At 65.2% G+C, this 24,180-nt stretch carries 15 protein-coding genes and 1 pseudogene; 5 read left to right on the top strand and 11 right to left on the bottom strand.

The annotated features are described in order from the left end of the window. The first annotated feature begins 38 nt into the window (after positions 1–38). A complete protein-coding gene (locus tag ABQ039_RS09115; protein WP_349777836.1) occupies positions 39–488 on the top strand; it encodes a nuclear transport factor 2 family protein in 450 nt (149 codons plus the stop codon). A 211-nt stretch (positions 489–699) separates the two neighbouring features. Here ABQ039_RS09115 and acnA read toward each other — a convergent pair whose 3' ends face one another. Further along, positions 700–3,468, bottom strand: coding sequence for an aconitate hydratase AcnA (gene acnA / locus ABQ039_RS09120; protein WP_039527487.1), 2,769 nt, complete (start codon positions 3,466–3,468; stop codon positions 700–702). A 151-nt stretch (positions 3,469–3,619) separates the two neighbouring features. Between acnA and ABQ039_RS09125 the strand changes: the two genes are divergently transcribed. The 4 genes from ABQ039_RS09125 (at position 3,620) to ABQ039_RS09140 (ending at position 7,993) form a co-directional block, all read left to right on the top strand. Continuing rightward, the gene (locus ABQ039_RS09125) at positions 3,620–3,868 is read left to right on the top strand and encodes an AbrB/MazE/SpoVT family DNA-binding domain-containing protein (RefSeq protein WP_016903180.1); all 249 of its coding nucleotides are present in this window, start codon (positions 3,620–3,622) and stop codon (positions 3,866–3,868) included. After that, positions 3,865–4,275 carry a type II toxin-antitoxin system VapC family toxin gene (locus ABQ039_RS09130; protein ID WP_024937706.1) on the top strand — a complete coding sequence of 137 codons (411 nt, stop codon included), beginning with the start codon at positions 3,865–3,867 and terminating at the stop codon, positions 4,273–4,275. Before ABQ039_RS09125 ends, ABQ039_RS09130 begins: the two co-directional genes overlap by 4 nt. Before the next feature lie 48 nt (positions 4,276–4,323). Beyond that, complete coding sequence (acnB, locus tag ABQ039_RS09135; protein ID WP_024937705.1) at positions 4,324–6,915, top strand: bifunctional aconitate hydratase 2/2-methylisocitrate dehydratase; 2,592 nt, start codon at positions 4,324–4,326, stop codon at positions 6,913–6,915. A 196-nt stretch (positions 6,916–7,111) separates the two neighbouring features. Next, positions 7,112–7,993 carry an alpha/beta fold hydrolase gene (locus tag ABQ039_RS09140; protein ID WP_260297618.1) on the top strand — a complete coding sequence of 294 codons (882 nt, stop codon included), beginning with the start codon at positions 7,112–7,114 and terminating at the stop codon, positions 7,991–7,993. A gap of 339 nt (positions 7,994–8,332) precedes the next feature. Here ABQ039_RS09140 and ABQ039_RS09145 read toward each other — a convergent pair. The 10 genes and pseudogenes from ABQ039_RS09145 to ABQ039_RS09190 form a co-directional block, all read right to left on the bottom strand. Further along, positions 8,333–10,537, bottom strand: a pseudogene (locus tag ABQ039_RS09145) (EAL domain-containing protein); the annotation flags it as partial. A gap of 129 nt (positions 10,538–10,666) precedes the next feature. Then, positions 10,667–11,743 carry a chemotaxis response regulator protein-glutamate methylesterase gene (locus tag ABQ039_RS09150; RefSeq protein ID WP_104541965.1) on the bottom strand — a complete coding sequence of 359 codons (1,077 nt, stop codon included), beginning with the start codon at positions 11,741–11,743 and terminating at the stop codon, positions 10,667–10,669. After that, the gene (gene cheD / locus ABQ039_RS09155; protein WP_024937701.1) at positions 11,740–12,336 is read right to left on the bottom strand and encodes a chemoreceptor glutamine deamidase CheD; all 597 of its coding nucleotides are present in this window, start codon (positions 12,334–12,336) and stop codon (positions 11,740–11,742) included. Before cheD ends, ABQ039_RS09150 begins: the two co-directional genes overlap by 4 nt. Beyond that, positions 12,333–13,202, bottom strand: a complete 870-nt coding sequence (locus ABQ039_RS09160; protein ID WP_046342487.1) for a CheR family methyltransferase — start codon at positions 13,200–13,202, stop codon at positions 12,333–12,335. The genes cheD and ABQ039_RS09160 overlap by 4 nt, the downstream gene beginning before the upstream one ends. Before the next feature lie 208 nt (positions 13,203–13,410). Further along, positions 13,411–15,780, bottom strand: a complete 2,370-nt coding sequence (locus ABQ039_RS09165) for a methyl-accepting chemotaxis protein (protein ID WP_349777835.1) — start codon at positions 15,778–15,780, stop codon at positions 13,411–13,413. An 85-nt stretch (positions 15,781–15,865) separates the two neighbouring features. Next, a complete protein-coding gene (locus ABQ039_RS09170) occupies positions 15,866–16,249 on the bottom strand; it encodes a hypothetical protein (protein ID WP_005993867.1) in 384 nt (127 codons plus the stop codon). A 171-nt stretch (positions 16,250–16,420) separates the two neighbouring features. Beyond that, entirely contained in the window at positions 16,421–16,906 is a 486-nt protein-coding gene (locus tag ABQ039_RS09175; RefSeq protein WP_016904902.1) for a chemotaxis protein CheW, read from the bottom strand. Between the two features lie 131 nt (positions 16,907–17,037). Further along, positions 17,038–17,823 carry a flagellar brake protein gene (locus ABQ039_RS09180; protein WP_024937698.1) on the bottom strand — a complete coding sequence of 262 codons (786 nt, stop codon included), beginning with the start codon at positions 17,821–17,823 and terminating at the stop codon, positions 17,038–17,040. Positions 17,824–18,747: 924 nt separating this feature from the next. Further along, positions 18,748–21,420: a Cache 3/Cache 2 fusion domain-containing protein gene (locus ABQ039_RS09185; RefSeq protein WP_349777834.1), complete on the bottom strand. Its 2,673-nt coding sequence runs from the start codon at positions 21,418–21,420 to the stop codon at positions 18,748–18,750. Between the two features lie 328 nt (positions 21,421–21,748). Then, positions 21,749–24,013, bottom strand: coding sequence for a methyl-accepting chemotaxis protein (locus ABQ039_RS09190; protein ID WP_349777833.1), 2,265 nt, complete (start codon positions 24,011–24,013; stop codon positions 21,749–21,751). Positions 24,014–24,180: the final 167 nt, after the last annotated feature.

The raw sequence follows: 24,180 nt of genomic DNA on the forward strand, positions 1-24,180 counted from the left end.
AGGCAGCATACCGTCATGGATGGAAAAGGCGAAGCGTGATGCAGAGCAGCATTCAAGCGTGGTGGCGGGTCGGGCTGGTCGCGATTTTGGTCGTGGCCCTGAGCGGTTGCACGCGTGCCGCACCGGAGCAACGGTTGCGCGCAACACTGGAGACGATGCATCAGGCGATCGAGGCGCGGCAGATTGGCGCGGCGATGGCGCCGGTGGCCGAGGATTTTGTCGGCGAACAAGGACTGGACGCAGCCGGCCTGCGGCGACTGATGCAACTGCAGATGCTGGGCAACCGCCGCATCGGCGTGACCCTGGGGCCGGTGGATGTGCAACTGCGCGACGACACCGCGCGCGTGCGCTTCACCGCGCTGCTGACCGGTGGCAGCGGACGCTGGCTGCCCGAGCAGGCACAGACCTATCAGGTAACCACCGGCTGGCGCCTGCAGGACGGCGACTGGCAGCTGACGCACGCGCAATGGGAGCCGGCGGGGCGCTGAGCACGGCGACTCCGGTGTGCGCATCGTCAGGCGAGCGCGGCCGGTGTCTGGTGGCAACGTATCTCCCCCGTTGCGCTGCGTCGCGTGCAGCGTCTTGCTGCCTCCGACGACGGTTCACCTGCCCGGCGTTGGCGAGTTCTGGCCACCCAAAACGACACTCCCGCCAGGCGGCGGGAGTGTCGTCGAGCTGATGGCGCAGCGCGCCTTGCGATCAGGCTGCCTTGCGTGCGGCCAGTTGGCGCAGCACGTACTGCAGCAGGCCGCCGTGCTTGAAGTACTCCACTTCCTTGGGCGTCAGCAGCAGCACCTTGACCTGGAACTGCTTGACGCTGCCGTCGGACTTTCTGGCATCCACGGTGGCACGGCGGCTGGCGCCGTCCTGCAGGCCGGTGATGTCCAGCACTTCCGAACCATCCAGGCCCAGCGTCTGCGCATTTTCGTTCTCCAGGAACTGCAGCGGCAGCACGCCCATGCCGACCAGGTTGGAGCGATGGATACGCTCGAAGCTCTCGGCGATCACCGCCTTGACGCCGAGCAGGTTGGTGCCCTTGGCCGCCCAGTCGCGCGAGGAGCCGGTGCCGTATTCCTTGCCGGCCAGCACCACCAGCGGCACGCCGTCGGCCTTGTACTTCACTGCCGCATCGTAGATCGCCAGTTTTTCCGGTGCCGCGCCGTCCTTTCCGTAGTACAGCGTGTTACCGCCTTCTTCGCCGCCGAACATCAGGTTCTTGATGCGGATGTTGGCGAAGGTACCGCGCACCATCACGTCGTCATTGCCGCGGCGACTGCCGTAGCTGTTGAAGTCGGCAGGTTGCACGCCGCGTTCCTGCAGGAAGCGGCCCGCTGGCGAATCCTTCTTGATGTTGCCGGCCGGCGAGATGTGGTCGGTGGTGATCGAGTCGCCGAACAGGCCCATGATGCGCGCACCGTGCACGTCCTCGACATGGCCGACCTGCATGGTCATGCCGTCGAAGTAGGGCGGGTTCTTGATGTAGGTCGAGGCCGCGTCCCATTCGTACAGCGCACCATCCGGGGAGGCGATGGTGTTCCAGCGGCTGTCGCCCTTGAACACGTCGGCGTAGTTCTGCTTGAACATTTCCGGGCCGACGGTGGCGGCGATGGTGTCGCCGATTTCCTTGTTGCTCGGCCAGATGTCGCGCAGGTACACCGGCTGCCCGTCGCTACCGGTGCCCAGCGGATCGGTGGTGAGGTTGATGTCGGTGGTACCGGCGATCGCATACGCCACCACCAGCGGCGGCGAGGCGAGGTAGTTCATCTTCACTTCGGGATGCACGCGGCCTTCGAAGTTGCGGTTGCCCGACAACACCGAAGACACCACCAGGTCGTCCTTGGCGATCGCCGCAGACACATCGTCCGGCAGCGGGCCGGAGTTGCCGATGCAGGTGGTGCAGCCGTAGCCGACCACGTAGAAACCGAGCGTTTCCAGATCTGCGAGCACGCCGGCCTTGCTCAGGTAATCGGTGACCACGCGCGAGCCAGGCCCGAGCGAAGTCTTCACCCACGGCTGCGCCTTCAGCCCCTTGGCCGCCGCGTTACGCGCGAGCAGGCCGGCGCCCAGCATCACTGCCGGGTTGGAGGTGTTGGTGCACGAGGTGATCGCGGCGATCACCACCGAGCCGTCGCGCAGCTGCCAGCCGGCACCGCTGTCGGTGGAACTCTCGGCCTGCGCTGCCTTGGCGCCGACTGCAGTGCCGCCGCCGCCTTCGTTCTTCAGCCGGTCTTCCTGCTTGATGTCGGTCAGGCGCTTGCTGCGCGCATCCACGAACGGCTTGAGGCTCTCGCGGAAGTTGGACTGCATGTCTTCCAGCAGCACGCGGTCCTGCGGGCGCTTGGGGCCGGCCAGCGACGGCTTGACCTCGCCCATGTCCAGCTCCAGCGTGGCGCTGTACTGCGCCGGAGGGGTGTTGGCGTCGTGCCACAGGCCCTGCGCCTTGGCATAGGCCTCGACCAGCGCGATCTGCTCCTCGCTGCGGCCGGACAGGCGCAAATAGGTCAGCGATTCGTCGTCGACCGGGAAGATGCCGCAGGTGGCACCATACTCCGGTGCCATGTTGCCGATGGTGGCGCGGTCGGCCAGCGGCAGATGCTGCAGGCCTTCGCCGTAGAACTCGACGAACTTGCCGACCACGCCGGCCTTGCGCAGCATCTGGGTGACGGTGAGCACCAGATCGGTGGCGGTGGCGCCTTCGGGCAGCTTGCCGCTGAGCTTGAAGCCGACCACCTGCGGAATCAGCATCGACGAGGGCTGCCCCAGCATCGCGGCTTCGGCCTCGATCCCGCCCACGCCCCAGCCCAACACGCCGATGCCGTTGATCATGGTGGTATGGCTGTCGGTGCCGAACACGGTGTCCGGGTACGCGATTTGTGTCCCGTCCTTGTCCGCGCTCATCACCACGCGCGCCAGATTTTCCAGGTTCACCTGGTGGACGATGCCGGTGTTGGGCGGCACCACCTTGAAGTTTTCGAACGCCTTCTGGCCCCAGCGCAGGAAGCCGTAGCGTTCCTGGTTGCGCTGGAATTCGATCTTGCCGTTGAGGTCGAGCGCATCGGCCGAGCCGAACACGTCCACCTGCACCGAATGGTCGATGACCAGCTCGGAGGGGATCTGCGGGTTGATCTGGTCGGCGTTGCCGCCGAGCTTGACCACGGCATCGCGCATCGCGGCCAGGTCGACCACGCATGGCACGCCGGTGAAGTCCTGCAGCACCACGCGGGCGGGCATGAAGGCGATTTCGATATCGGGCTCGGCGGTGGGGTCCCACTTGGCGACCGCTTCGATATGGTCCTTGCCGACGGTGACACCGCCGTCCTCGTGCCGGAGCAGGTTCTCCAGCAGGATCTTCATCGAATAGGGCAGGTGGCCGATATCGAAGCGCTCGCCCAGCTTCGGCAGGCTGTAGTACTCGTAGCGCTTGCCGTGGACCTCAAGCGAGGTGCGGGTGGAAAAGGAATCGCTCATGCATCACTCCTATGGCTGCAGGCTGTAGGTCTGTCTGGAACAGTGTGACCAATTCAGTGTGTACGTTCGGTTGCAGGACAGGGTATGTGGCCTTGAGTACGACAAGTCAAGTATGTAAAATCGGCGCATACTTTCTGCCGGGGTCACCTCCATGGAAGCCACAGTTGCCGAACGCGGACAGATCACGCTGCCCAAGGCCGTGCGCGATGCCCTGGGCCTGACCAAGGGCACCACACTCAAGATCGAGCTCGACGGCGGGCGCATCATCCTGCGCAAGGACGTCAGCGAGGCGCTGCGCAAGGTGCGCGGCAAGTTCAAGCTGGTCGACGGGCTGACCAGCACCGACGAGGCGATGCGCGCCATCCGCGGCCGCGCCCCCGGGGATCCGTTCGACCCATGATCGCCCTGGATTCATCGGTGCTGCTCGACATCCTGGTCGGCGATGCGGTCTACGGCGAGGTGTCGGAGATCTGCATCGGCGATGCGCTGGCGCGCGACGAGGTGGTGGTCTGCGATGCGGTGGTGGCCGAGGTGCTGGCCATGCTCGATACCCAGGTCGACCTGATGGAAACCCTGGCCTCGATCGGGGTGCGTTACGAAGCCACCCAGGAAGCGGCGGCGGTGCGCGCCGGCCATATGAACAAGCGCTTCCGCGCGCGCGGCGGCAAACGCGAGCGGGTGGTGGCCGATTTCCTGATCGGCGCCCACGCGCTGCTCCAGTGCGACGGGTTGATCACCCGCGACGAGGGCTTTTTCCGCGACTACTTCAAGGGTTTGAAGATCGTTGTTCCCAAACCCGCAAGCTGATCCACGTTTCGCGTCTACACATTCACTGTTGTCTTTCGGAGAATCCGCATGTTGGAAGCCTACCGCCACCACGTTGCAGAGCGCGCCGCGCTCGGTATCCCGCCGCTGCCGCTGACCGCGCAGCAGACCGCCGAGGTCATCGAGCTGCTGAAGGCTCCGCCGGCGGGCGAAGAAGAGTTCCTGGTCGAGCTGCTCAGCCAGCGCGTGCCGGCCGGCGTGGATGATGCCGCCAAGGTCAAGGCTTCGTACCTGGCTGCGGTGGCCTTCGGCACCGAGAAAACCGCGCTGATCAGCCCCACCCGTGCGACCGAGCTGCTCGGCACCATGCTGGGTGGCTACAACATCCAGCCGCTGATCGACCTGCTCGACAACGCCGAGCTGGGCGCCACCGCCGCCGAAGCGCTCAAGCACACCTTGCTGGTGTTCGACGCCTTCCACGACGTGCAGGAAAAGGCCGAAGCCGGTAATGCGCATGCCAAGGCCGTGCTGCAGAGCTGGGCCGATGCCGAGTGGTTCACCAGCAAGCCGGAAGTGCCGCAGAGCATGACCGTCACCGTGTTCAAGGTGCCGGGCGAGACCAACACCGACGACCTGTCGCCGGCTCCGGATGCGACCACGCGCCCGGACATCCCGCTGCACGCGCTGGCGATGCTGAAGAACAAGCGCGACGGCGCGGCCTTCGAGCCGGAAGAAGACGGCAAGCGCGGCCCGATCCAGGCCATCGCCGATCTCAAGGACAAGGGCCATCTGGTTGCCTACGTGGGCGATGTGGTCGGTACCGGTTCCTCGCGCAAGTCGGCGACCAACTCGGTGCTGTGGTGGACCGGCGAGGACATTCCGTTCATTCCGAACAAGCGCTTCGGCGGCGTGTGCCTGGGCAGCAAGATCGCCCCGATCTTCTACAACACGATGGAAGACGCCGGCGCGTTGCCGATCGAGCTGGACGTGTCGCAGATGGAGCACGGCGATGTGGTCGAGCTGCGTCCGTACGACGGCAAGGCGCTGAAGAACGGGCAGGTGATCGCCGAGTTCGCGATGAAGTCGGATGTGCTGTTCGACGAAGTGCGCGCCGGTGGCCGCATTCCGCTGATCGTCGGCCGCGGCCTGACCGCGAAGGCGCGCGAGTTCCTGGGCCTGCCGGCCTCGGACCTGTTCCGCCTGCCGATGGACCCGCCGGACACCGGCAAGGGCTTTTCGCTGGCGCAGAAGATGGTCGGCCGCGCCTGCGGCTTGCCGGAAGGCCAGGGCATGCGCCCGGGCACCTATTGCGAGCCGAAGATGACCTCGGTGGGCTCGCAGGACACCACCGGCCCGATGACCCGCGACGAGTTGAAGGACCTGGCTTGCCTGGGCTTCTCGGCCGACCTGGTGATGCAGTCGTTCTGCCACACCGCCGCGTATCCGAAGCCGGTCGACGTCAAGACCCACCACACCCTGCCGGAGTTCATCTCCACCCGTGGCGGCGTGTCGCTGCGTCCGGGCGATGGCGTGATCCACAGCTGGCTCAATCGCATGCTGCTGCCCGACACCGTCGGTACCGGTGGCGACTCGCACACGCGTTTCCCGATCGGCATTTCGTTCCCGGCCGGCTCCGGCCTGGTGGCCTTCGCGGCCGCCACCGGCGTGATGCCGCTGGACATGCCCGAGAGCGTGCTGGTGCGCTTCAAGGGTGAGATGCAGCCGGGCGTGACCCTGCGTGACCTGGTCAATGCGATCCCGCTGTATGCGATCAAGGACGGTCTGCTGACCGTGGCCAAGCAGGGCAAGAAGAACATCTTCTCCGGCCGCATCCTGGAAATCGAAGGCCTGCCGAACCTGAAGGTGGAACAGGCGTTCGAGCTGTCCGACGCCTCGGCCGAGCGTTCGGCGGCCGGTTGCACCGTGCACCTGGACAAGGCGCCGATCATCGAATACCTGACCAGCAACATCACCCTGCTGCGCTGGATGATTGCCGAAGGCTATGCCGATGCGCGCACGTTGGGCCGTCGCATCAAGAAGATGGAAGAGTGGCTGGCCGATCCGCAGCTGCTGCAGCCCGATGCCGACGCCGAGTACGCCGCCGTCATCGAGATCGACCTGGCCGACATCCACGAGCCGATCGTGGCGTGCCCGAACGACCCGGACGACGTCAAGACGCTGTCCGACGTTGCCGGTGCGGCGATCGACGAGGTGTTCATCGGTTCGTGCATGACCAACATCGGTCACTTCCGTGCCGCTGCCAAGTTGCTGGAAGGCAAGCGCGATATCCCGACCCGTCTGTGGGTTGCACCGCCGACCAAGATGGACGCCTCCGAGCTGACCAAGGAAGGCCATTACGGCACCTTCGGCGCGGCCGGTGCACGCATGGAAATGCCGGGCTGCTCGCTGTGCATGGGCAACCAGGCGCAGGCACGCGAGGGCGCCACGGTGTTCTCCACCTCCACGCGTAACTTCCCGAATCGTCTGGGCCGCAACACCAACGTGTACCTGGGTTCGGCGGAACTGGCGGCGATCTGCTCGCGTCTGGGCCGCATCCCGACCAAGGACGAGTACATGGCCGATGTGGGCGTGATCAAGACCAGTGGCGATCAGATCTACCGCTACATGAACTTCGATCAGATCCAGGAATACCAGGACGTGGCCGACACCGTCGCTGCCTGATCCAGCTGGTTGCTCACCTGTTCGAAAACGCCCGGCAACGCCGGGCGTTTTTCGTTATTCGGGCGATGACTTCGTTTTGGCTGCGTAATGTCGGAAGTTAAGGCAATCGCAGTTAACTCGTCTGTCGCATTGCAACAAAAATCTGAAGTCGGCAGGTCTAGAGTGGCGCCGCTCCCATCGCTCTGATTGATCTCCAATGCCTACTTGCACGATCGCTGGTCAAACGCTGCATTACGCACAATACGGTCAAGGGTTTCCGGTGTTGCTTGGCCACAGTTATCTCTGGGACGCGGCCATGTGGGAACCGCAGATCCAGGCGCTCTCGCCGCACTATCGGGTCATCGTTCCCGAGTTGTGGGGGCACGGGCAATCGGCGGCACTGCCAGCGGGCACGCAGACGGTGGGCGACCTTGCCAGGCAGATGCTGCTGTTGCTGGATGCGCTGGAGCTACCGCAATGCGCAGTGGTCGGCCTGTCGGTCGGTGGCATGTGGGGCGCCGAGCTGGCGCTGCTGGCACCGCAGCGTGTGCGCAGCCTGGTGCTGATGGATACCTTCCTGGGTGCCGAGCCGCAGGCCACGCAAACGCGTTATTTCGCTTTGCTCGATGCGATCGAAGCAGCCGGGCAGGTGACGCCTGCGTTGATCGAGGCGATCGTGCCGATCTTTTTCCGGCCCGGCATCGATCTGAATTCCGCGCTGCCGGCTGCGTTTGCGCAGCGTCTGGCGGCGATGTCGGCCGAGCAGTTGTGTACCTCGATCGTGCCGCTGGGCCGGCTGATCTTCGGGCGCGCGGATCGCCTGGAGGCGATGTCCGCGCTGAATCCGGCCAGCACCTTCCTGCTTGGCGGCGCAGACGATATTCCGCGCCCGCCTGAAGAGCTTTGGCTGATGGCCGAGGTGATCGGGTGCGACTACGAGCTGATCCCCGATGCCGGGCACATCGCATCGCTGGAGAATCCGGCCTTCGTCACTGCGCAATTGCTGGGTTGGTTGAAGCGCACCGTGGCATCGGATTCGATGCGGATGCAAAGGCGCGCGCTTGAAGACAACAGTCAGGCACAGGCATCGCTCTCATGATGTGCCGCTGATCTGGCGATCAGAACGACACCATGCGTTGCTTGCAAGCATGAGCACCGGCCACCTCAGTTGGCGCTGCTTGCAACCATGAGCACCGACCACCTCACTTGGTCTTTGCCCGCTCACCGTCGCGGGACCTTACGCGGCATGGATGCCGCGTAAGCGCCTACAAGGACTTACCTGCGGCGTGTCCTGCGAGGGTGGGCGGGCAAGGGCCCTGCACAGAACCACCAGATCAGATGCTTTGCCTTCTGGCAATTTGCTTCGACTTGCTGATGCGTGCGTAAAAACGCTATGAGAACAGCCTGACAAACCACGACATGGTTGTCGTGAGCCGCTCTAAGACTGCGCACCCAGCCAGGCTTCCAGTGCCGCCGCCGGCAATGGCCGCGAAAACAGATAGCCCTGCAGCACTTCGCAGCCGAGGTCGGCGAGGAACAGGCGTTGGGCTTCGTTTTCCACGCCTTCGGCAACCACGTGCTTGCGCAGATGCTCGCCGATGCGCAGCACCGAGGTGGTGAGGGCGCGGGCGTCTTCGCTGTGTTCGATGTCGCGCACGAAGCTCATGTCCAGCTTGAGCTCGTCGATCGGCAGGCGATGCAGGTGGCTCAGGCTGGAGTAGCCGGTGCCGAAGTCGTCCAGCGACAACGAGATGCCGGCTTCGCGGATGGCGTGCAGGTTTTCCAGGACGCCGGGTTGCCCGGAGAGCATCACGCTCTCGGTCATTTCCAGCGTGAGGTCGGAGGGCTGCGCGCCCATGTCGGCGATCAGGCGCAACAGGTCGCTGAGCATGCGCGGGCTTTCGAAGCTGCTCGCCGACAGGTTCACCGACACGCGCGACACCGGCACGCCACGCTTGCGCCAATCGGCGATCTGCCGGCAGGCACTGCGCAGCACCCAGTCGTTGAGCTGCGGCATCATGCCTTGCTCTTCGGCCACGGGCAGGAACCGCGCCGGCGAAATGGCGCCCATCTGCGGATGATTCCAACGCAACAGCGCTTCCACGCCGTATAGCGCGTGCGGTGCGGCGCTGTGCAACTGCGGTTGGTAGTGCAACTGCAGTTGATCGCGGTCGATCGCCTGGCGCAGCTCCGCTTCCAGCGCAACGCGTTCCTGCGCCATGCGGTTCATGTCGGAACTGAAGAAACGGAACCGCCCGCCGCCTTCCTGCTTGGCGCGGTTCATGGCCAGATCGGCATGCCGCAGCAGGATGTTGATGTCGCGCCCATCTTCGGGAAACATCGCCACGCCGATACTGGCCGACGGATGCACGGTCATGTGCCCGACCGGCAACGGCCTGGCGATGGTGCCCAGCACGCGTTCTGCGGCGGCACTGGCTTGCTCGGCACTGCATTGCGGCAGCGCGAGCGCGAATTCGTCGCCGGCCAGGCGCGCCAGCATGGCGGTGGCGGTCAGCTGTTCGCCGATGCGCAAGGCGATGTCGCGCAACAGGCCATCGCCGGCGGCATGGCCCTGGCTGTCGTTGATCAACTTGAAGCGGTCGATGTTGATGAACATCAACGTGGCCGGTTCGCCGGCGTATTCGGCCTGTGTCAGGGCTTGCTCGGCGCGTGCGCTGAACATGATGCGGTTGGGCAGGCCGGTCAGCGCATCGTAGAACGCCAGTTGATGCACGCGCTGGCGGATCTGTTCGCGTTCCAGCGCCAGTGTGCACAACTGCTGGCACAGATCGGTGAGGCGTACGTGCCAGGCATCGGCACGCTGCGCCTTGCGGTAGTACAGCGCGAAGGTACCGAGCACGCGTGCGCTGTTGGAGCGGATCGGTGTGCTCCAGCACGCGCGCAGACCCATCGGCAGCAGCAGTTCGCGGAATTGCGCAAACAGCGGGTCGGTGGCGATGTCTTCCACCATTACCGGGCGGCCGCGCCAGGCGGCCGTACCGCAGGCGCCTGCACCCGGCGCGATCTTCAGTCCGTTGACCGCATCGGCATATTCCGGCGGCAGGCTGGGCGCGGCCAGCGAATGCAGGCAGCCCTGGTTGTCCGCGCTCATGACCGTGGCCAGCACGTCCGGTGCGATGCGCTCGACCTCGGTGCAGATCAGCGTCATCACCTCGATCAGCGGCCGTTCCTGCACCAGCGCCTCGAGCACGCGGTGCTGCAGCACCTCATGCATCTTGGTGTCGGTGATGTCGGTCAGCACCGCCACGTAATGCGACGGCAGATGCTTGGCGTCGTAGATCGGATTGAAGTTGAGCGAAATCCACAGCGGCGTGCCGTCCTTGCGGTATACCAGCAGGTCGGCCTGGGTCTGCTGCAACGCATCGGCGCGGTCGCGGATGCGCGCCACCTCGTCCTGGTCGCTTTGCGCGCGGGTCAGCACGTCCGAGGGACGCTTGCCGACCAGTTCGGCCTCGGTATAGCCGAACATGCGCTGGAAGCCGTCGTTGGCGTAGAGCAGGCGCGATTGCAGATCGCAGATCAGGATCGCACTGCTGCTGCCGTCCAGCGCTTCGGCCAGCAGGCGCGAGCGCGTGGCATCGGGATGTTCGTCCGGCCTGCTCACGCCAGCGGTGATCGGGCCGACCTTGAACGTCCTGGGAAGGGGCGCGTGATCTGCCGGTGTCTCCGCCGTCGCCAGCGATGCGGTTACCGCGACGCCGGGAACCGCCGCCTGTTCAGCCGGATGCGGGGGACGAACGGTCATGCCGGATCAACGCGCCTGTGCCGACAGCGCGATCAGGCGCTCGGCAACGCGGCTCAGCGGCACCACTTCCTGCGCGGCGCCGAGCTTGTAGGCGGCGCCTGGCATGCCCCACACCACGCTGCTGGCTTCGTCCTGCACCAGCGTGGGCGCACCGGCCTGCAACATTTCCAGCAGGCCGCGTGCACCGTCGTCGCCCATGCCGGTGAGGATGGCGCCGACCGCATTCGGGCCGGCGTTGGCGGCGACGGAGCGGAACAGCACGTCCACCGCCGGCTTGTGGCGATTGACCGGCGGGCCGTCGTCGATGCGGCAGCGCCAGCGCGCACCGTCGCGGATGATGCGCAGGTGCTGGCCGCCCGGCGGCAGGTAGGCGTGACCCGGCAGGATCGCCTCGCCATCGCTGGCCTCGCGCACCGACATCGCCGAGTGGCGATTGAGGCGTTCGGCGAAGGCGGTGCTGAAGCTGGCCGGCAGATGCTGGGTCATCACCACCGCCGGGGCATCGGCGGGCATGTGTTCGAGCACCACGCGCAGGGCTTCGGTGCCGCCGGCCGATGCGCCGATGGCGATCAGGCGGTCGGTGGTGCGGAAGCGCAGCGCGCTGCCGGGAACCGGTGCGGACTGCATGTCCAGGGTGACCTTGGGCGCGCTGGGACGATTGAGCGCGCTGACCTTGGCCTTGGAGGCCATCTTGACCTTGCTGACGATTTCTTCCGCGTAGCCTTCCAGCCCGCGTGCGACGTCGATCTTGGGCTTGGAGACGAAATCCACCGCACCCAGCGACAAGGCCTGCAAGGTGGTGTCGGCGCCGCGCTCGGTCAGCGACGAAATCATCACCACCGGGGTGGGGCGCAGGCGCATCAGGTTTTCCAGAAACACCAGACCGTCCATGCGCGGCATTTCCACATCCAGCGTGATCACGTCCGGATTGAGGCGTTTGATCTTTTCGCGCGCCAGGATCGGGTCGGCGGCCGAGCCGATCACCTCGATGCCTGCATCGCGCGAAAGAATTTCGGTCAGCATCTGGCGTACGACCGCCGAGTCGTCGACGATCAATACACGCACAGGGGTTTCCAGCGTCATTCGAACAACTCCACTCCACCGGTAACCGGTGCTTTGGACAGACGGGCGCGCACGGCCGATTCGGCGGCGGCGACTTCGGCTTCGTGTGCATGCGGCAAGCGCTGCACGACCACGCGTCCGGTCGTCGGGAAGAACCACACCTTGCGCGGATGGATGCCGCACAGATCTTCGGCAATGATGGGAATGTGTTCGGCCTGCAGGTACTGGCGCACGAACTCGGCGTTGCGGGTGCCGACCGGGTTGCTGGTGAAGCCCTTGAGCACGTTGGCGCCGCCGAAGACCTTGGCTTCGATACGTTTGCGGTGCGCGCCGCGCTTGAGCATGTCGTTGATCAGCAACTCCATCGCATAACTGCCGTAACGCGCGGGTGCGCCATCGCCGACCTGGCCTTCCGGCAACAGGAAGTGATTCATGCCGCCGATCTTCAGGACCGGGTCGCGCAGGCAGGCGGCAACGCACGATCCCAAGGTGGTCGTCAACGCGGTGTCGTCGTCGACCACCAGGTACTGGGTGGGCAACAGCTTGGCGGTGATGGTCTGGAACCGCGAATCGCGGTAGCGCATGACATCGTCGACCTGCACGGCGGTACTCATGCAGACGCTCCCGCGCGCGGGCTGCGCCGATACAGCGTGCGCCCGCACGGCTGGATCAGATCGGCCGCGTGCAGGTAGTTCTCCGAATGCCCGGTGTAGAGCAGACCGTCGTCGCCCATGTGGCTGACCAGCCGCGACAGGATGCCGCGCTGGGTCGGTTTGTCGAAGTAGATCATCACGTTGCGGCAGAACAACGCCGCATACGGGCCGCCCACGTCGTAACGCGGTGCCAGCAGGTTCAGTTGGCGGTATTCGATGAGCTGGCGCAATGCCGGGATCACCCGGCACTTGCCCTCGTTGGGGCCGCTGCCGCGCTGGAAGTACTTGCGCTTGATCGATGCGTCCAGCGAGGCGACGCGGTCGATGGCGTAGACGCCGCGCGAGGCGGTCTCCAGCACCTGGGTGTCGACGTCGGTGGCGACGATGCTGACCGGCGGGGTCAAGGTGCCGAAGGCTTCGCAGGCGGTGATGGCGATGGAGTAGGGCTCTTCGCCGGTGGAGGCCGCGCACGACCAGATCTTCAACGGCGCCTGCGAGGCGCGCTTTTGCAGTTCTTCGCGCAGCTTGTCGAAGTGGTGCGGCTCGCGGAAGAACGAGGTCAGGTTGGTGGTCAGCGCGTTGGTGAACGCCTGCCATTCCTCCTCGTCGTTGCCTGCTTCCAGCTGGTCCAGGTAGTCGCGGAAGGAGCGCAGGCCGAGCACGCGAAGGCGACGCGACAACCGGCCATACACCATGTCGCGCTTGGCCGGAGCCAGGGCGATGCCGACACGCTGATAGATCAGGTCGCAGACGCGCTTGAAATCGCGGTCGCCAAAATCAAATTCGCGTGTGTCTGAAGCGGGAGTCGAGGTGGTCGTCATATCCATACGCGTCGTTAGCTATGACTGGATATCGGCCATGTGGTCATGCAACTGAAGCACCAATCGTGCATTGCAGACAGCCGGGTCCGCTGGCGGTGCACGGCGCTGCGCGGGCGGTGCGATCGCAGCCGGCGGCAGGGCAGTGCGCGCTGCGCCGGGGGCAGATACACAAAGCCCCGGCAGTGCCGGGGCTTTGTGGGGAGACAGCAGCGGCTTAGAACTCCTGCCAGTTACCGTCGGCCAGCGCGGCCTGCGGCTTGGCCGGGCGCGATGGGGTGGCTTCACGCGTCGCCGCCTTGGCTGCGGACTTCACCGCGACCGGGCGCGAGGCGACCGGGCGTACGCGCGCGGCCGGGGCGGCCGGCTCGTCCAGCTTGAACACCGACACCGCTTCGGCCAGGTGGCCGGCCTGTTCTTCCATCGAGCGTGCGGCCGCAGTGGCTTCTTCCACCAGGGCGGCGTTCTGCTGGGTGGTCTCGTCCATCTGGGTGATGGTCTGGTTGACCTGCTCGATGCCGGTCGACTGTTCCTGCGAGGCGGCAGAGATCTCGCCCATGATGTCGGTCACGCGCTGCACGCTGGCCACGATCTCGGCCATGGTTGCACCGGCCTTGCGTACCAGGGCCGAGCCCTCGGCCACCTTGTGCACGGAGTCGTCGATCAAGCCCTTGATCTCCTTGGCGGCACCGGCCGAGCGCTGTGCCAGCGTACGCACTTCCGAGGCGACCACGGCAAAGCCGCGACCCTGTTCGCCGGCACGGGCGGCTTCCACCGCCGCGTTCAGGGCCAGGATGTTGGTCTGGAACGCGATGCCGTCGATCACCGAGATGATGTCGGCGATCTTCTTGGACGAGGCTTCGATGCCCGACATGGTGGTGACCACCTGCGAGACCACCTCGCCGCCCTGCGAGGCCACGCCGGTGGCGCCGATGGCCAGCTGGTTGGCCTGGCGGGCGCTTTCGGCGTTCTGCCGGACGGTGGAGGTGAGCTCCTCCATCGAGGCGGCGGTTTCTTCCAGATTGGCGGCCTGCTGCTCGGTACGATGCGACAGATCGCTGTTGCCGGAGGCGATCTCGCCGGCCGCCGAGTTGATCGCTGTGGACGAGACCTTGATGCGCCCGACGATGTCGGCCAGCTGCTCGGCGGTGGCATTGGCATCGTCGCGCATCTGTGCGAACACGCCGCTGAATTCGCCATGCATGCGCACGGTCAGGTCACCGCGCGACAGCGCCGACAGCAATGCCGAGATCTGCTCCAGGCTGCCGGCATTGGCGTCCAGCAGGCCGTTGAGCTGCTGGGCCAGCTGCAGGAAGAAGCCCTGCTTGCCGTCGGTTTCCACCCGGCCGCTCATGTCGCCGCTGGCGGCGGCACGCACGATGCGGGCGACTTCTTCTTCGACCTGGACTTCGATGGTGCGGTCGCGCCACTCGCAGACCTCGCCGGTGCTTTCGCCGTGCTCGTTCTTGATCGAGGTGACGGTCTGGGTCACCACGAACTCGCCATAGCGCTCTTCGAAGCTGGTGATGCCGTCGCGTTCCAGTGCTGCGATGGCCTTGCGCACGGTCGATTCGGGCATGCCGAGATAGCTGATGTGCTGGCCGATGATCTTGTTCGCATCGAAGTCGGACGATGCCAGGCGGATGCTGCCTTCGTAATGCGTCACAATCTTCATGAACGCCTCGTTGGCGTAGATGATGGTGCGATCGGCATTGGTGATGAAGGTGCCGGTGGACGATTCGTCCAGCGCGGTGCGGATACGCAGGTTTTCGTCGGCGATCTTCTGATCGCGTTCGATGCGTTCCTTCAGGTCGCGCTGCATGCGGTGCATGGAGCGCATCAGTTCGCCCACTTCGTCCTGGCCCTGCACATTGATCTGGCCATCGAGCTTGCCGCTGGCGATTTCGGTGGCGGTGGACACGGCGCCGCGCATGCTCTTGACGATGGAGCGTGCGAACAGGAATGCCAGGCCCAGGCCACCGGCGATGCCGATCAACAGCACCATCACGGTCAGCGATACCGAGGTGGCATGGACCTTTTCGGCCTTGCTCTTGGCAGCCTGCGCCAGCTTGTTGTCTTCGACGATCAATGCGGCCAGCGAATACTTGGCCTTGTTGTGCAGGGTGCGGGTCTCGCCGACAAAGGTGTCGACGGCATCGTCGGGCAGATTGAGCTCGATCATTTCGTCGACGCTGGCGTAGGACGCGGCTGCCTTCTTCCAGTCGGCCACGAACACGTCGAACAGCTTCTTCTGCTGCGGGCTCTCGATCAGGCGGGGATAGCCCTTGATCGTGGCATCGATTTCACCATGGAGCCGCTTGGCGCGGACCTTGGCTTCCTGCTTGACCGAGTCGCTGGCGCGCACCAGATTTTGATAGGCCGCATTTCGATATTCGCCGAGCATGCCGCGCAGGTCGCCTGCTTCGCGCACGCTGGACATGGTGTTGCCGGCCAGGTCGCGGGTGACGTTATTGAGCGACGCCAGGCCCGCATAGGCGATGATGCCCTGCACCAGCATGATCAGCAGCACGATGCCGAACGCCAGCATCAGCTTGGGCATCAGTTTGAGATTGTTGATCCATTGCATTGACACGATTCCCCGATAGAAGTCAGTGCGCATAACCGCAAACGGCAGATCGCCACGCACGAGGGCGTGGCGATCTGCGGGGCGATTACTTGATGGTGGCCAGCTTCAGGCTGGCCGGCGAGCTGACTTCGATTTCGGCACGCGAGCTGTCGCGCTGGATCTTGCCGAGCACACAGACGTCCTTGCCTTCCAGGCTTTCCGGGGCAAAGCTGAACTTGCCGCGGTTGGCGCCGTCGATGCGGGCCGAGAAGGTGTGACGCGGGAACATGCCGCCCATGTACAGGAAGGTGGGTTCACCTTCCGAGCTCTGGGCGTACTTGGCCTTTTCGACCTTGCCGCACACCATGCCGTCCTTGCCGACGAAACGGGTCGCCATTTCCGGCGGAATCATTTCCTGCGACTGAGCCGACAGCGTGGGAGCAACAATCACGAGAGCAGCGACGGGGAGGAGCGAGAGCAGGAACTTCATAGGGATTCTCCAGAATCAAAAGTCGAACGGTGACCCGTTTGTGTACGCGGGCTTCTATTCAGCTATCGGCTAGCCGCCGTTCAACTTGAATCCGAAAAATGTGATTTCTATCTCACTTCAACTTCGTTGTGCGTCTCGTGTCGGGAAGCTCCCGACACCAGATGGTCTGAATCAGGCCGCTTCTTCGGCCAGTTGCTGCTGACCGAGCTCGGTGCTGTCCAGCAGGGTCTCGATATCCAGCAGGATCAGCATGCGATCGTCCTGGGTACCGATGCCCGAGATGAAGCGGGTGTCGACCGAGGCGCCGAATTCGGGGGTGGGGCGGATCTGGTCGTCGTTGAGCGGAATCACGTCCGAGACGCTGTCCACCACGATGCCGACGACGCGGTCTTCGACGTTGAGCACGATCATCACGGTGAAGGCGTCGTAGCGCGCTTCTTTCAGGCGCAGCTTCAGGCGCAGGTCGATCACCGGCACGATGGTGCCGCGCAGATTGATCACACCCTTGATGTAATCCGGTGCGTCGGGCAGGCGGGTGACCGAATCGTAGCCGCGGATTTCCTGCACCTTCAGGATGTCCACGCCGTAGTGTTCTTCGCCCAGGGCGAAGCTGAGGAATTCACCACCGGTGCCGGTGGTCGTGCTTTTGTCGTTCATGGAAACTCCGGGCGTTGCGGCTGAGTGTCGGATTGCAGCTATAGGAAAAGCATGCGGATGAGGATTGCCCTAGCAACATCGGCGCAGCGCAGGGCAACTTTAGCCGTGCGCCGCAGCTGGTGCGGGTGGGTTCAGAACACGCCGCTCTTGCGCGCATTGCGCTGGCGGTCGACCCGGAAGATATAGCGCTGGATGGTCTCGTCGGCACCGCGTGGCAGGTCGCTGAACTGCATGCCGACGCGGAAACCTTCGCTGCCGTTGGGCAGGGTCTGCTTGTACTGGCTGCACACCGTCAGCGGCAGGGTGATCGGCGCGGTGTCGGGCAGTTGCAGCGTGCAATTGCGGTAGGTGCGCTGCGGTTCGAGCAGAGGCATGCCATCGGTGAGCGAGACCGCCAGGCCGCCGCTGCTGATATCGATCACGCGCAGCTGCAGGTTGAGATTGCCGCCCTGTGCCTCGTCCTGGCGAATGATGCAGATGGGCGAGTCGGTGATCGGCGTTTCCAGCCGGTACGACTCGCGACGCTGCAGGTGATACATCGCCTCGGGCAGCTCGGCGCGGAAGGCGACGTGGATGTCGCGCTCCAGCCGCTCGGGCGTTTCCAGGCGGAAGCGGATATTGACCCGTTCCAGTTGTGCGTAGCACAGCAGGTACTTGGCGTCCTGGATGGCGCGGTTGGAGGCTTCGTTATGGCTGCCGTCCAGAATCACGCAGTCGTCGTCTTCGTCCACCTCGAGCACGGCGGTGGGCACGGCCATGTCGCGCCCGGCCACATGCATGGTCACGATGGCGCGCTGGTCGAGCAACTGGCGTAGCAGGCCACGGATCTGCCGTTTGTTGCGCAGCAGATAGCGCTCGTCACCTTCGGCGAGGTGGTCGGCGTCGTGGTCCAGCTCTGAGGTATCGCCTTGGGACATGGGCACAGGCACAGTAGATGCGGGAAGCCGCCGGAACGGTTGTCCCGGCGTCGCCTTGATATCGGCGGCAAAGCGAAATCTTTAAGAGCGGCTGACAAAAACTATTGCGTGAAGCGTTGGTTGCTTTGGGCGTTGTGTTCTCAGCGGCTGGATAGTGCACATGGATCAAGTGTAGAGCGCGTGGTGCTGCCGCTTGGCTGCAGGGCCCTTGCCCGCCCACCATCGCAGAACACGCTGCAAGTGCATCCATCTAGGCGCTGGCGCGGCATCCATGCCGCGAAAGGTCCCGCGACGGTGGGCGGACAGGGACCAGTGGAAATGGTCTGTGTGCAGGGTTCCAGGCCTCTTTTTTAGTTGCCGTGTTTCGATGGACTTGGGGAGTGCAGATATATAAGTCGCAGAGCGGGTGATCTGCGGGCTGGCTGCAGGGCCCTTGCCCGCCCACCATCGCAGGACACGCCGCAAGTACGTCCCTGTAGGCTCTTACGCGGCATCCATGCCGCGTAAGGTCCCGCGACGGTGGGCGGGCAAGGACCAGTGGAGATGGTCGGTGTGCACGGCAAGAGCAGTGCTTGATGCGCGTTGTTCTGATCTCGCGTCCCAAAATCTTCCCATTACAAGCCGAGCAACAAGCCTTTAAGAAAGCGGCCGACCAACTTCCTGGCGCGGTGTCCTTGCCGGTTGCGGGACCCTTGGCGGCATGGATGCCGCCAAGGCGCCTCCATGGACGGATGCACGGCGTGTCCCGCGAGCGGTGAGGGCACCGCGCACTCGACTCAACGGGCTTTTGATTCAATCAGCGGATCGCGCCTAAACGACGAGGCGCAGTCTCCACTGACGGATTGATGGCCTGTCCCGCAAGCGGCGAGGGCAGCGCGCCCTCGAATCAGATACTCGACGGGCGCGCCGTCGTCGTCTGTCGCATCAGGTGTAGGCGTGGCGTGCGTTGGCCAGCAAGGTGTTGAGTTGGTCCTGCTGTTCCAGGCGGAACACGGCCACTGCATCCACCAGTTGCGCGGCCTGGTCTTCCATCGCGCGTGCAGCCGCGGTGGCTTCTTCCACCAGCGCGGCGTTCTGCTGGGTGGTTTCGTCCATCTGGGTGACGGTCTGGTTGACCTGGGTGATGCCGGCGGCCTGCTCGCGCGAGGCGCTGGTGATCTCGCTCATGATGTCGGTGACGCGCTGCACCGAGCTGACCACCTGCTGCATGGTGCTGCCGGCTTCGGACGCCAGTGCGGCACCGTTGCCGATGCGGGTGACCGAGTCCTGGATCAGGTGCTTGATCTCCTTGGCTGCGCCGGCCGAACGCTGTGCGAGCGTACGTACTTCCGAGGCGACCACGGCGAAGCCGCGGCCCTGTTCGCCGGCGCGTGCGGCTTCCACTGCCGCGTTCAAGGCCAGGATATTGGTCTGGAAGGCGATGCCGTCGATGACGCCGATGATCTCGGCGATCTTCTTGGACGAGGTGTCGATGTCGGCCATGGTGGTGACCACGCGGCCGACCACATCGCCGCCCTGGGCCGCCACGCCGGCGGCGTCCAGCACCAGGCGGTTTGCCTGGTCGGCGTTGTCGGCATTCTGCTTGACGGTGGCGGTGAGCTCCTCCATCGAGGCGGCGGTTTCTTCCAGGGCCGCGGCCTGCTGTTCGGTGCGACGCGACAGGTCGCCATTGCCGGTGGCGATCTCGGTGGCGGCCGAGTTGATCGCCAGCGAGGAGTCCTTGATCCGGCGCACGATGCCGGCCAGCTGATCGGCAGTGGCATTGGCATCGTCGCGGATGGTGGCGAACACGCCTTGCAGGTCGCCATCCATGCGCGCGGTCAGATCGCCCTGCGACAACGCAGAGAGCAGGGCGGACACGCGCGACAGCCCGTCCGCATTGTTGTCCAGCAGCGCGTTGAGTTGCTGGGCGAGCAGCAGCAGGAAGCCCTGCTTGCCTTCCAGGCCGACGCGCTCGCTCAGGTCGCCGGCGGCGGCGGCCTGCACGATACGTGCGACCTCCTGTTCCACCTGGACTTCCTGGGTGCGGTCGGCCCATTCGACCACAAAGCCCATGCGCTCGCCGGCCGCGCCCAGCACCGGGTTGACCACCAGCCGCATGGTGCGGCCACCGACATGGATCTGCGCGGTGTGGGTGCCGGTGAGCTGGTCGAGCATGCGTGCCTGGTGCTCGGGCTTGCGATGGAACTGGTCGATGCTGGCATCGATCAGCGCATCGGCATCGAAGTTGGGCAGGTCGCGGCGCAGTTCGTCCTGCACGCTCTTGAGCATGCGTTGCAGCGGGCGGTTGACGTAGATGATGCGGCGATCGGCATCGGCGATCATCACGTTGGTGCTGACATCGTCCAGCGCGGTGCGCACGCGCAGCGCTTCGCTGGCGATCAGCTGATCGCGTTGCAGCCGCGCGCGCAGGTCGTCGCGCATGGCGCGCGCGTTGAGCAGCAGGCGACCGAGTTCGTCGTGGCGGTCGATCTCGATCGGGTTGTCCAGGCGCCCGGCAGCCACATCGCCGAGCACGCGTTCCACCGCCAGCAGCGGGCGGGTGACCATCTTGCGCGCGGCGATGAAGACCACTGCGATGCACAGGCCCAGCACCACCAGCGAGAACAGCAGCATGCTGCCCATCAGCTCGTCCAGCGGGCCGTCGATGGCACTGCGCGGCTGGGTGCCGATCACCGCCCACTGCCACGGCGCGTAGCGCTGGGCGGTGACTTCGAAGGCCTGGGCGTTGCCCTGGGCATCGCGCAACTGCAGGCTGGCGCTGGGCTGCTTGCCGTCCAGCACCGACTGCAGCAGCGATTGCTGCTCGGCCGGCACCAGCGCCGCCAGCGTGGCCGGTGTGCCCGGCGGTGCGGCGATGACCTGGCCCTGGTGCTCGCCCGGCGCCATGTCGACGATGAGGAAATAACCGTCCTGGCCCAGCTTGGTGGTGCTGACCTGCGCCTTCAGCGCGGCCAGGCCCTGGGTGTAGTTGCGCCCGACGAACAGTGCGCCGATCACCTCGCCGGCGGCGTTGCGCAGCGGCTGGTAATGGGTCATGTACTGCTCGCCGAACAGCTGCGCCTGGCCGGTGAAGGCCTTGCCTTGCGACAGTGCGGCGTAGGCCTTGCCCTTGCGGTCGAGCAGGGTGCCGATCACGCGCTCGTTCTGCTTGTTGCGCAGCGAGGTGGTGATGCGCACGAAGTCGTCACCGGTGCGCGCAAAGATCGTGGCGACCCCGCCGGCGGTCTGCGCGAAGCGATCCACGGCGTCGAAGTTGAGATTCAGTGCATGCTTGCCGGCACGCAGCGACGGCGTCTGCTGCGCGCCGATGGCGACGGTGCTGGCGGTGTCGAGAGTGCGCTCGCCGCTGGGGAGCATGGTCTCAAATACGCTGCCCAGGCGCTGGGTGCCCTCGGTCAGGGTGACGTCGTACATCGCCACCGACTGCTGCATCAACCGGGTGCTGGAGCGCAGCTCGGCCTTGACCTGGGATTCGATGTCGTCGGCGGACTGGCGGTAGATGGTCAGGGCCAGCAGGCCGAGGGAGAGCGCGATCACCACGGTCAGCAGCGCGGACAGCCGGGTGCCGACGGACAGGCGGTTGAAGGAGTGCATGAGGAATCGACCTTGCCCGGGGGAGGGCGTTACGGATGCGTGAAGTCGATAGCGGCCGTTTATGCAATTAATTGATGGTTTGTGTCGAAATCCGCACAATTGTCCAGTTCGCTTTCCCGATTGGGCCGCTGCGGCGATGTAGTAATTGTTAATTCTTGATGAAGTATGACGCGTCGCCTGACGCCCGCCGGCGGATGTCGACAGATTCTCGGAACAAAAAAAGGGCCGCTTCCCTCGCCAGGAAGCGACCCTCAAGATTCGTCACCGAATCAAACTGCGCTCGAATGGTATTTCTGGAGACTGCGGGTGTGACGCGTTGCGGTGGGGCTCAGAACTCCTGCCAGTCGCTCGGATCGGCGGTGGCTGCCACCGTCGTCTTGCCGGTGTTGCTGCGGCGCGGGGCCGCGTTGCTGCCGGCACGGGCAGCCGGGCGGGCGGCAAAGCGTGCATTGACCGGCGCAGCGACCATCGACGCGGGCTGACGTGCGGCCGGGCCCTGCTCGACGATCTTGAACACGGCCACCGCCTCGGTGAGCTGCTGGGCCTGTTCTTCCATCGCGCGGGCGGCGGCGGTGGCTTCTTCCACCAGCGCGGCGTTTTGCTGGGTGGCTTCGTCCATGTGGGTGACGGTCTGGTTGACCTGCTCGATGCCGGCCGACTGTTCCTGCGAGGCGGCGGAGATCTCGCCCATGATGTTGGTGACACGCTGCACGCTGGCCACGATCTCGGCCATGGTCTTGCCGGCCTGGTCCACCAGCTGCGAACCGTCGGCCACCCGCTGCACGGAGTCGTCGATCAGGCTCTTGATCTCCTTGGCCGCCGCCGACGAACGCTGTGCCAGGGTGCGCACCTCGGAGGCGACCACCGCAAAGCCGCGGCCCTGGTCGCCGGCACGCGCCGCTTCCACGGCGGCATTCAGGGCCAGGATGTTGGTCTGGAACGAGATGCCGTCGATGACGCTGATGATGTCGGCAATGCGCTTGGACGAGGCCTCGATGCCGCTCATGGTGTCGACCACCTTGCTGACCACCTCGCCGCCCTGCGAGGCCACGCTGGCGGCGCCGATGGCGAGTTGATTGGCCTGGCGTGCGCTTTCGGCGTTCTGGCGCACGGTGGAGGTGAGCTCCTCCATCGAGGCGGCGGTTTCCTCCAGGTTGGCGGCCTGCTGTTCGGTGCGCTGCGACAGATCCTGGTTGCCGGCTGCGATCTCGCTGGCGGCGGCGTTGATCGAGGTGGCCGAGTGCTGGATGTGCCCGACGATGCCGGACAACTGGGTCGCCGTGGCGTTGGCGTCGTCGCGCATCTGTGCAAACACGCCCTTGAACTCGCCGTCCATGCGTGCGGTCAGGTCGCCGGCGGCAATCGCGCGCAGGATGCCCGACAGCGACTGCAGGCTGCCGTCGGCGGTAGCCATCAACTGGTTGAGGCTCTCGACCATGACGCGGAAATCGAACTGGAACTGCGCCGCATCGCCGCGTGCACCGAAGTCGCCGTCGGCGGCGGACTGGGCCAGCTGCTTGATCTGCTGATTCATCGCCGCCAGGTTGGTTTTCACCTGCGCCATGGTGTCGGTCAGCCTGGCCTTTTCGCCGGGCAGCGCGTCCATGTCCTCGCTGAGGTCGCCGATGGCGTAGCGGCCCATGATCTGCGCCAGACGCAGCGTGACCTGGACGTGGCTGTCGACCAGGGCGTTGGTATCGCCGGCCATGCGGCCGTAGTCGCCCGGGAACGCGTCGGCATCCATGCGGAAGCTGATCTGGCCGTTGTCGTGGCGCTTGGCCATGTCAAGCTGCGCGGTGATCAGGTTGCGCACCTGCGACTGCATCTTGTCCATTGCCTGCAGCAGACGACCGGTTTCATCGCTGGCCTCGCTGTGCACTTGGTTATCGAGCCGGCCGTCGGCGATCGCTTCGGCGGCGCGGGTGGCGCGGTTCAACGGGCCGGTGAGGCTGCGGGTGATCGTCCAGGCCAGCAGGGCGCTCAGCAGCACCACGGCCAGGCCGCCGCCGATCAGCATGGCGCGGCCACGCGCCATCGAGGCATTGGCCTGGTCGTAGGCCAGCTGGCTGCTCTTGCGCTGCGCATCCGAGTAGGTGCGGATCGCATCCTGCCAGCGCTGGGTGGCCGGTGCGGCGCGTTCGAGCAGGATCGGCATGGCCTGGTCGACCTTACCGGCCGTGCCCAGTTCGCGCACCTGCTGGTTATGCGCCAGCGCCTGCTCGCGGGTCGAATCCAGCGCGTTGCGCAATTGCTGGTCGTGCGCGTCGGCGGGGAACGCGTAGAGTTTCTCGCGCAGTTCCTTGTAGCGGATGCGCTGGGCGTCGATCACGTCGCCGAACTGGCGATTCTGTTCGGCAGTGGTCGGCAGCACGATGTTGCGCAGGTTCAACGAGATGGTGGCATTGGCGTCCAGCATGTCGGTGGCGTACTGGATCATCGCCATGTTGCGGTTGACGATGGTGTCCAGGCGCTCACGTGCCTGGCTGAGCGTGTACAGGCCGGCGGCCACCAGCGCGCAGGACAGAAGGATCAACACGCCGAAGGCCAGGGAGAGGCGCTTGCCGACGTTGAAGCGGTGCAGAAAGGAATTCATTGGGTGACCTGAGCGAATGTGCCGTTAGGTGGACTGGCATGCGATGCACTACTGGAGCAGTGCGTCGCACGTCATGCCTTGTGTGATGCGTCGGTCAGATAACGGCGTTAGAACTGCTGTATTGAGGCAAGCCGGGCTGGCCGGTAAAGCCGGGTCTCAGGCACGTG

The organism is Xanthomonas sp. WHRI 6108 (assembly GCF_040202385.2).
Lineage (GTDB): Bacteria > Pseudomonadota > Gammaproteobacteria > Xanthomonadales > Xanthomonadaceae > Xanthomonas > Xanthomonas arboricola.

Excerpts from the sequence above, each read along its gene's own strand:
- acnA (WP_039527487.1), bottom strand. The coding sequence starts at position 3,468 with ATGAGCGATTCCTTTTCCACCCGCACCTCGCTTGAGGTCCACGGCAAG.
- ABQ039_RS09150 (WP_104541965.1), bottom strand. The coding sequence starts at position 11,743 with ATGACGCTGGAAACCCCTGTGCGTGTATTGATCGTCGACGACTCGGCG.
- ABQ039_RS09160 (WP_046342487.1), bottom strand. The coding sequence starts at position 13,202 with ATGGATATGACGACCACCTCGACTCCCGCTTCAGACACACGCGAATTT.
- ABQ039_RS09130 (WP_024937706.1), top strand. The coding sequence starts at position 3,865 with ATGATCGCCCTGGATTCATCGGTGCTGCTCGACATCCTGGTCGGCGAT.
- ABQ039_RS09165 (WP_349777835.1), bottom strand. The coding sequence starts at position 15,780 with ATGCAATGGATCAACAATCTCAAACTGATGCCCAAGCTGATGCTGGCG.
- ABQ039_RS09170 (WP_005993867.1), bottom strand. The coding sequence starts at position 16,249 with ATGAAGTTCCTGCTCTCGCTCCTCCCCGTCGCTGCTCTCGTGATTGTT.
- acnB (WP_024937705.1), top strand. The coding sequence starts at position 4,324 with ATGTTGGAAGCCTACCGCCACCACGTTGCAGAGCGCGCCGCGCTCGGT.
- ABQ039_RS09115 (WP_349777836.1), top strand. The coding sequence starts at position 39 with ATGCAGAGCAGCATTCAAGCGTGGTGGCGGGTCGGGCTGGTCGCGATT.
- ABQ039_RS09190 (WP_349777833.1), bottom strand. The coding sequence starts at position 24,013 with ATGAATTCCTTTCTGCACCGCTTCAACGTCGGCAAGCGCCTCTCCCTG.
- ABQ039_RS09125 (WP_016903180.1), top strand. The coding sequence starts at position 3,620 with ATGGAAGCCACAGTTGCCGAACGCGGACAGATCACGCTGCCCAAGGCC.
- ABQ039_RS09140 (WP_260297618.1), top strand. The coding sequence starts at position 7,112 with ATGCCTACTTGCACGATCGCTGGTCAAACGCTGCATTACGCACAATAC.
- cheD (WP_024937701.1), bottom strand. The coding sequence starts at position 12,336 with ATGAGTACCGCCGTGCAGGTCGACGATGTCATGCGCTACCGCGATTCG.
- ABQ039_RS09185 (WP_349777834.1), bottom strand. The coding sequence starts at position 21,420 with ATGCACTCCTTCAACCGCCTGTCCGTCGGCACCCGGCTGTCCGCGCTG.
- ABQ039_RS09175 (WP_016904902.1), bottom strand. The coding sequence starts at position 16,906 with ATGAACGACAAAAGCACGACCACCGGCACCGGTGGTGAATTCCTCAGC.
- ABQ039_RS09180 (WP_024937698.1), bottom strand. The coding sequence starts at position 17,823 with ATGTCCCAAGGCGATACCTCAGAGCTGGACCACGACGCCGACCACCTC.